Origin of the sequence: Sporichthya sp. (assembly GCF_013815995.1) — a bacterium.
In the GTDB taxonomy this organism is placed as follows: domain Bacteria; phylum Actinomycetota; class Actinomycetes; order Sporichthyales; family Sporichthyaceae; genus Sporichthya.
On sequence record NZ_JACDFE010000210.1, the window covers coordinates 1 to 8,001 of the forward strand.

Consider the following 8,001-nt stretch of genomic DNA (forward strand, 5'->3'; position numbering starts at 1 on the left):
CGACAGCTGACCCGGGCCCAGTCCGGCAGCAGGGTGATCATCACCCCGGCCAGGTCGAGGGACTCCCACACCGCGACCGCGGGCCGGCCGGCGCCGAGCAGACGGACCAGTTCCTCCCGGGCGGCGGCCGGCCACGGCTCGGGCAGCCGTTTCGTGGTGGCGGCGAAGCGGTCGACGGTGCCGGGCGAGAGGGGGATGCCGGCCTGCGCCGCGGCCGCCGCGGCGCGCAGCACCAGGATCGGGTCCTTGGCCGGATCGGCGTCCCGGGCCAGCACCGCCTCGCCCTCGGACTGCACGACGCCGTCGGCCAGCGGCGTGCGCGGAGCCGGTTTGCCGCCGGTGCCGCGCAGCCGGAACCGCCGGGTGCGGGTCTCCAGAATCTGCTCCACCCGGCGCCAGGTGATGTCCGAGGCATAGCCGATGTTCCGGCCCACCTCCGCCAGCGAACGCATCAGCGCGATCGCGTCGAGCAACCCCAGGGCGCTCGCCACGTTCTCCTGCTCCTGCAGCACCAGTCGGTCGGTGCTGCGGCCGGTGACGGTGTGCAGCGCGTCCCGGACGTCGAGCAGGCGGCCGTGGGCCACGGCGATCCGGGCGTGCGGGACGTCGGCCACCCAGGAGGCCTGGACCGCGCGCAGCGTCACCAGGTCGCGCAGGCCGCCGCGGCTCTCCTTGAGATCGGGCTCGAGCAGGAAGGCGAGCTCGCCGTTGCTGCGGTCGCGCTCGGCGGCCGACTCGCGCAGTTCCGGCAGCCGGTTGGTCGCGGCCGAACGCCAGTCCGCCAGGACCGTGCTGCGCAACTGCTCGGTGAGCCCGACGTCGCCGGCGACGTGCCGCATGTCGAGCATGCCCAGTAACGCCTTGAGATCGTCCGCGGCCACCGACCGCGCCTCGGCCACCGTGCGCACCGAGTGGTCGAGCTTGGTGCCGGAATCCCAGATCGGGTACCAGATCGCGTTGGCGACCTCGTCCATCCCGCGTTTGCGGGAGTGCAGCAGCAGCAGGTCGAGATCGCTGCCGGCCACCATCTCCCGACGGCCGTACCCGCCGACCGCGACCAGCGCGACCCCGGCGTCCTCACCGCTCGTCGCGGCGCGCAGCAGCTCGGTGAGCCAGGTGTCGGCGGCGTCGGAGAGGGCCGCGCGCCGGGCCGGTCCGTAAGGCTCGCCGCGCGCCAGCACAGCGGCCCGCTCCTGCGCGTAGGTCATACCCGGACGCTAAGGGATGCGGGGCGCGGTACTCGGCCGAGGTTCAGAGCGCTTCGATGTCCCGCTCGCCGGTGCGGACCCGGACCACGGCCTCGACCGGGGTCACCCAGACCTTGCCGTCACCGATCTTCCCGGTCTGCGCGGCGGCCGTGATCGCGCCGATCACCGCTTCGACGTCGGCGGAGTCGATCAGCACCTCCAGGCGGACCTTCGGCACCAGATCCACGACGTACTCAGCGCCGCGGTACACCTCGGTGTGACCGCGCTGGCGGCCGTACCCGCTGGCCTCGGTCACGGTCATCCCGTGCACCCCCAGCGTCTCCAGGGCGCTGCGGACGTCGTCGAGCTTGAAGGGCTTGATCACCGCAGTGACGAGCTTCATGGCCCAGTTCTCCTGTCCTTGTCCGCCCGGGCAACCAGATCCACCGGGGGTAAAACCTGATTATTCGTCACCTGGGCCACCGGAGGGCGGCGACGCGGCCATTCGGCCCGTCGACGATCCGGAAACACCGAGCTCGTAGGCCGTCTCGGCGTGCAGCGCGAGGTCGAGACCGCCGACCTCCTCGTCCGGACTGACCCGGAATCCGATGGTCTTGTGGATGAGGATCCCGATGACGTACGTCATCACAAAGGCGTAGGTGAGCGCCGCACCGACGGCCACCGCCTGCTTGCCCAACTGGTCCAGACCGCCGCCGTAGAGCAGGCCGTCGATGCCGTCGCCCGGGTCCTCGGTGAGGATGCCGGTGGCCTGCGAGCTGGCGAGCAATCCGATCAGCAGCAACCCGACAGTCCCGCCGACCATGTGCACGCCGACCACGTCGAGCGAGTCGTCGTAGCCCGCCTTGTACTTCAGGCCGATGGCGAGCGAGCACACGATGCCGGCGATCAGACCCACGGCACCGGCGCCGATCGGGGTGATCGACCCGCACGAGGGGGTGATCGCCACCAGCCCGGCCACCGCACCGGAGGCGGCACCGAACGAGGTGAGCGTCTTGTCGCGGAACTGCTCCACGATCATCCAGCCGATGATCCCGAGCGCACCGGCGATCATCGTGTTGGTCAGCGCCAGAGCCGCCTGCGCGTTCGCTCCGAGGGCCGACCCGGCGTTGAACCCGAACCAGCCGAACCACAGCAGGCCGGCGCCGAGCATGACCAGGGTGAGGTTGTGCGGACGCATCGGATCGCGCTTCCAGCCCTTGCGCTGCCCGATCACCAGGGCGAGCGCGAGGCCGGAGGCGCCCGAACAGATCTCCACCGCGGTGCCGCCGGCGAAGTCGAGCGTCCCCAGATCGACCAACCAGCCCGGATCGATCAGGTCGCCGTTGTCGTCGACGCCCTCGCCGAAGTAGAAGATCCAGTGGGCCATCGGCGCGTAGACCACCGTCGTCCAGAACACGATGAACACGCACCAGGCGCTGAACTTCGCCCGGTCCACGATCGAGCCGCAGACCAGCGCGCAGGTGATGATCGCGAAGGTGAGCTGGAAGGTCGCGAACAGCGGCTTCGGGATCGTGGCGTAGGTCTCGACCATCGTGTTCTTCATGCCGACCTCGTCGAAGCCGCCGACCAGGCCGCCACCGACGTCCTCGCTGAACGCGAGGCTGTAGGCCCAGCCGAACCAGACGACGGTGAGGATGGCGACCGTCGCGACGACCATCATCATCGTGTTGAGCACGTTCTTGGAGCGGACCATCCCGCCGTAGAAGATCGCCAGCCCGAAGGTCATCACCACCACCATCGCGGTGCTAGCAAGGATCCAGGCGGTGTCCGCCCCGTTGATCTCCGGCATGGTGGAGGCCTCCTCGCGTACCGCGTCGCGCGCTGTCGCGCGACGGTTCCGAGGTGGGGTTTCCAAGGCGTGACGGGACTGTTTCTGGATCATCACCAATGTTGCGTCTGCGTTACATCTGTGTTGCGTAACCCGCACGGGCAAGCGAAAAGCCCGGTCCGCATCGGACCGGGCCTCCCGCTGCTGAGTACAAAGGGTCCTAGAGAGCGTCGATGTCCCGCTCGCCGGTGCGGACCCGTACTGCGGTGTCGACAGGGACGACCCAGACCTTGCCGTCACCGATCTTGCCGGTCTGCGCGGACTTGAGTACGACCTCCACCACATCAGCGATGTCGGCGTCGTCGACCAGCACCTCCAGCCGCACCTTGGGCACCAGGTCCACGGTGTACTCCGCGCCCCGGTAGACCTCGGTGTGACCGCGCTGGCGGCCGTACCCGCTGGCCTCGCTGACCGTCATCCCCTGCACCCCGAACTTCTCCAGGGCACTACGGACGTCGTCGAGCTTGAACGGTTTGATGACTGCGGTCAGGAGCTTCATGCGTCCACCCTCGGGGTCGCGCCGGGCATGCCCCCGGCGACTGGCGGCGGTGCGTGCTGGCCGAAGCCGGCGCCACCGCCGGTCGGGCGCGCCATCGGCGTGCCGACCGCGGTGAACTCGTACGCCGCCTCACCGTGCGAGGTGACGTCGATGCCCTCGAGCTCGGAGTCCTCGTCGACCCGGAAGCCCATCGTCTTGTGGAGGATGAACCCGATGATGAGCGTCACGACAAAGGAGTAACCCATCACCGCGAACGCACCCACCGCCTGCCGGCCGAGCTGCTCGGCGTCGCCGCCGTAGAGCAGGCCGTCGACCCCGAACGGGGCGTCGGAGGTGGCGAAGACACCGATCAGCAGGGTGCCGGCGAGGCCACCCACGAGGTGCACGGCGACCACGTCGAGCGAGTCGTCGAAGCCGAGCTTGAACTTCAGCGTCAGCGCCGCGCAGCACAGCGCACCGGCGATGAGGCCGATGGCCATCGCACCGAGCGGGTTGACCGTGTTGCAGGACGGGGTGATCGCGACCAGGCCGGCCACCATGCCGGACGCGGCGCCCAGCGTGGTGAAGTGCCCGTCGCGGATCTTCTCCACGACCAGCCACCCGATCGTGGCGGCCGCGGTGGCCACCTGGGTGTTGAGGAAGGTGACGCCGGCGAGGCCGTTGGAGCCGACCGCGGAACCGGCGTTGAAGCCGAACCAGCCGAACCACAGCAGCGCGGCACCCAGCATCACGAAGGGCACGTTGTGCGGGCGCATCGGGTCACGCCGCCAGCCCTTGCGCTTGCCGATGATCAGCACGAGCGCCAGCGCGGCGGCACCGGCGTTGATGTGCACCGCTGTTCCGCCGGCGAAGTCGTTGACTCCGAAGTCCACGATCCAGCCGGGGGCGCTGGTGTCGGATCCGAAGTAGAAGACCCAGTGCGCGACCGGGACGTAGACCACCGAGACCCAGATGAAGACGAAGACGCACCAGGTGCCGAACTTCGCACGGTCCGCGATCGCGCCGCTGATCAGGGCGACGGTGATGATGGCGAACATCAACTGGAAGGCGACGAACACCGATTCCGGGATGGTCCCGGCAAGCGCGGGGGCGGTGGTGTCGTCACCGAGGAAGATCTGGTCGTTCAGGCCGAAGGCATCGCGGCTGCCGATCAGCCCGCTGCCCTGGTCGTCGGTCAGTGCGAGGCTGTAGCCGTAGAGCACCCAGACGATCGTGACGATCGCCAGAGCGGCGGCGGACATCATCAGCATGTTCAGAACGCTCTTCATGCGGACCATGCCGCCGTAGAAGAACGCCAGGCCCGGCGTCATGAGCAGAACCAGGGCACAACTGATGAGCATCCACGCGGTATCCCCGGTATCCCAGGTGGGAAGTTCTTCGGGCATAGGTGGTCTCTCCCTTCATCACCACGGCACAAGCGGGCCGCGGTCGCGTCCTGGTCCGAAGGGTTCCGCGAATCCGTTTCGCGGGTGCGTGAGAGATGTTTCGTCCAGATCACCGATGCCGCACCGGTGTTACGTCTGTGTGACTCAGGTCGCGCGACGCTCCGGGGCAGGGCTCAAGATCGCCAACCGATGGCAATCAGCGCCCGATCAGCGCCTGACCAGTCCCCGATCAGCCTTCGAGCAGCGCGTCCACGAAGGCGGCCGGGTCGAACGGGGCCAGGTCGTCCGCGCCCTCGCCCAGACCGATCAGCTTGACCGGCACCCCGAGCTCACGCTGGACCGCGATGACGATGCCGCCCTTGGCGGTGCCGTCGAGCTTGCTCAGCACGATCCCGGTGACGGCGACGACCTCGGCGAACACGCGGGCCTGGGTCAGGCCGTTCTGGCCGGTGGTGGCGTCCAGCACGAGCAGCACCTCGTGCACCGGGGACTGCTTCTCCACCACCCGCTTGACCTTGCCCAGCTCGTCCATCAGGCCGGTCTTGGTGTGCAACCGGCCGGCGGTGTCGATCAGGACGGCGTCGACGTCGTCGCCGGCGGCCTGCTTGACCGCCTCGAAGGCCACCGAGGCCGGGTCCCCGCCCTCGGGGCCGCGTACGGTGCGCGCGCCGACCCGGTCCCCCCAGGTCTGCAGCTGGTCGGCCGCGGCGGCGCGAAAGGTGTCCGCGGCGCCGAGCAGCACGGTGCGCCCGTCCGCGACCAGCACCCGGGCCAGCTTGCCGGTGGTGGTGGTCTTGCCGGTCCCGTTGACCCCGACCACGAGGGTCACCGAGGGCCGCTCGTCGGGGCAGCGGATCGCGTGCAGGCTGCGGTCGGTGTCCTCCCCGATCAGGGTGAGCAGTTCGCTCCGCAGCAGGGCGCGGACCTCGTCCGGGGTACGGCTGCCCTGGACCCGGACCTGCGTGCGCAGCCGCTCGACCAGCTCCTGGGTGGGGCCGACGCCGAGGTCGGCGCCGAGCAGGGTCTCCTCGATCTCCTCCCAGGTCGACTCGTCGAGCACGTCGCGGGAGAGCAGGGTGAGCAGGCCCTTGCCGAGGCTGGACTGCGAGCGCGCCAGCCGGGAGCGCAGCCGGGTCAGCCGGCCCGCGGTCGGTTCCGGGACGTCGAGCGCCGGCGCAGCCCGTTCCTCGACCGGTTCCTCGACCGGTGCTTCCGTCGGGGGTACGACGACCTCGGCGGGCGCCGGCGCCGCGATCGTGCCGGGCTCGGGCGCGGGCGGGGTCTTCGGTCGCGTCTTGGAGGGCGCCTGCCGTTTGAGGGCGGGCACCACCAGAGCGACGAAGGCCGCGCAGGCGAGCAGCACGACCACGGTCGTGACGATCAGGACATCCACTACACACCCCGGGTTCGGCGGACGGAACTCGCTCTAGCGGGCAGACAGCGTCTCGACGATTGCACGTAGGCCGGACACGCCGTCAAAGAGGTGCCCGGTCATGCCGATCCGCTCCGCCCCGGCGACCAGCTCCGCGTGCGGGCCGACGTAGGCGCAGCGCGGCGCCGGCACCGCCAGGATCCCGGCCGCGATCTCGTACATCGCCGCGTCCGGCAACGCGATCCCGGTCCGGGCCGAGCTGACGACGGTGTCGACCGCCAAATCCAGCCCGAGCACCACCAGGTCGAGTTCGAGACGGTCGGTGGAGTTCACCACCAGCGCGACCTGCCCCCCGGCCGCCCGGATCCCGGCGACCACCTCAGTGACCTCGGGGTCCACCCGGCCCAGGTTCGCGCTCCAGTCCAGAACGACGTCGACGGCGACGTCCGGCTTCAGGCCGTCCGCCACCAGGGCCCCGACGACGGAGGCCCGCCAGTCGTTGTCGGTGACCTCCCCGAGCAGCGCGGGCCCGTAGCGGTCCAGGTCGTGCGCGATCTCGCCGAGGCGCCCGGGCGGCAGGCCGGCCCGGGCCTCGACGGCCGCCAGGTCCGCGCCGTCCCAGACCCGCAGCACGCCGTCGAGGTCGAACAGGTAGGCCTCGATCGGCTCCGGATCGCGCCTTTCGACGGGCGGCATTACGCGGGCTGTTCCTCGCGCAGGCGCTGGCTGATCACCGTGGTGACGCCGTCGCCGCGCATGGACACGCCGTAGAGCGCATCGGCCACCTCCATCGTGCGCTTCTGGTGCGTGATCACGATCAGCTGGCTGGAGTCCCGCAGCTCTTCCATGATCTGGATGAGCCGGCCCAGGTTGGTGTCGTCCAGGGCCGCCTCCACCTCGTCGAGGACGTAGAACGGGCTCGGCCGGGCCTTGAAGATCGCGACCAGCAGCGCAACCGCGACCAGCGAGCGCTCGCCGCCGGAGAGCAGCGAGAGCCGCTTGACCTTCTTGCCCGGCGGGCGCGCCTCGACGTCGACGCCGGTGGTCAGCATGTTCTCGGGGTCGGTGAGCAAGAGCCGGCCCTCGCCGCCCGGAAACAGCCGCGGGAACATGCCTTCGAACTCCCGCGCGACGTCGGCGTAGGCCTCGGCGAAGACCTGCTGGACCCGGTCGTCGACCTCCTTGATGACCGTCATCAGGTCACGCCGGCTGTTCTTCAGGTCCTCCAGCTGCTCGGAGAGGAACTGGTGGCGCTCCTCCAGGGCAGCGAACTCCTCCAGGGCGAGCGGGTTGACCCGGCCCAGCAGGGCCAAGGCCCGCTCGGCGGTGCGCAGCCGCTTCTCCTGCTCCGGGCGGGCGAACGCCACCGTCGGGAGCGGAACGTCGGGGTCCAGCGGCGGGAGCTGCCCGTCGGGGCCCGGCTCGGGCAGGACCGGCACCGGCTGGTCCGGGCCGTACTCGGCCATCAGCACATCCGGGGCGACGCCGAGCTCCTCCAGGGCGCGCGACTCCAGCACCTCGATGCGCATCCGGTGCTCGGCGCGAGCCACCTCGTCGCGGTGCACCGAGTCGGTGAGCCGCTCAAGCTCGGAGGCGAGTCCCCGCAGCGACCCGCGCTGGGCGGCGAGCGCTGTCTCGGCGGCCGACCGGCGCTGGTCCGCAGCGTCGCGTTCGGCCCCGGCAGCAGCCAGCGAGCCCTCGAGCAGGGT

General features: G+C 70.4%; 7 protein-coding genes and 1 pseudogene. All 8 read right to left on the minus strand.

Annotation, left to right across the window (positions count from 1 at the left end; all coding sequences use genetic code 11):
• A pseudogene (locus H0X00_RS19095) lies at positions 1 to 1,208 on the minus strand ([protein-PII] uridylyltransferase); the annotation flags it as partial.
• 43 nt (positions 1,209 to 1,251) lie between these two features.
• The gene (locus tag H0X00_RS19100; protein ID WP_293773982.1) at positions 1,252 to 1,590 is read right to left on the minus strand and encodes a P-II family nitrogen regulator; all 339 of its coding nucleotides are present in this window, start codon (positions 1,588 to 1,590) and stop codon (positions 1,252 to 1,254) included.
• Positions 1,591 to 1,650: 60 nt separating this feature from the next.
• Complete coding sequence (locus H0X00_RS19105; protein ID WP_293773984.1) at positions 1,651 to 2,997, minus strand: ammonium transporter; 1,347 nt, start codon at positions 2,995 to 2,997, stop codon at positions 1,651 to 1,653.
• Positions 2,998 to 3,196: 199 nt separating this feature from the next.
• Positions 3,197 to 3,535: a P-II family nitrogen regulator gene (locus tag H0X00_RS19110; RefSeq protein ID WP_293773986.1), complete on the minus strand. Its 339-nt coding sequence runs from the start codon at positions 3,533 to 3,535 to the stop codon at positions 3,197 to 3,199.
• Positions 3,532 to 4,920 carry an ammonium transporter gene (locus H0X00_RS19115; protein WP_293773988.1) on the minus strand — a complete coding sequence of 463 codons (1,389 nt, stop codon included), beginning with the start codon at positions 4,918 to 4,920 and terminating at the stop codon, positions 3,532 to 3,534. The genes H0X00_RS19110 and H0X00_RS19115 overlap by 4 nt, the downstream gene beginning before the upstream one ends.
• A gap of 229 nt (positions 4,921 to 5,149) precedes the next feature.
• The gene (gene ftsY / locus H0X00_RS19120) at positions 5,150 to 6,313 is read right to left on the minus strand and encodes a signal recognition particle-docking protein FtsY (protein ID WP_293773989.1); all 1,164 of its coding nucleotides are present in this window, start codon (positions 6,311 to 6,313) and stop codon (positions 5,150 to 5,152) included.
• Positions 6,314 to 6,346: 33 nt separating this feature from the next.
• Positions 6,347 to 6,988 carry an HAD family hydrolase gene (locus H0X00_RS19125; protein WP_293773990.1) on the minus strand — a complete coding sequence of 214 codons (642 nt, stop codon included), beginning with the start codon at positions 6,986 to 6,988 and terminating at the stop codon, positions 6,347 to 6,349.
• Positions 6,988 to 8,001 (minus strand): AAA family ATPase (locus H0X00_RS19130; RefSeq protein ID WP_293773992.1); only part of this gene is annotated, 1,014 nt, incomplete at its 5' end. The genes H0X00_RS19125 and H0X00_RS19130, both read right to left, overlap by 1 nt.

What these genes read in the sequence shown, in the direction of transcription:
- H0X00_RS19100 (WP_293773982.1), bottom strand. Translation starts at nt 1,590, where the DNA reads ATGAAGCTCGTCACTGCGGTGATCAAGCCCTTCAAGCTCGACGACGTC.
- H0X00_RS19105 (WP_293773984.1), bottom strand. Translation starts at nt 2,997, where the DNA reads ATGCCGGAGATCAACGGGGCGGACACCGCCTGGATCCTTGCTAGCACC.
- H0X00_RS19110 (WP_293773986.1), bottom strand. Translation starts at nt 3,535, where the DNA reads ATGAAGCTCCTGACCGCAGTCATCAAACCGTTCAAGCTCGACGACGTC.
- H0X00_RS19115 (WP_293773988.1), bottom strand. Translation starts at nt 4,920, where the DNA reads ATGCCCGAAGAACTTCCCACCTGGGATACCGGGGATACCGCGTGGATG.
- H0X00_RS19125 (WP_293773990.1), bottom strand. Translation starts at nt 6,988, where the DNA reads ATGCCGCCCGTCGAAAGGCGCGATCCGGAGCCGATCGAGGCCTACCTG.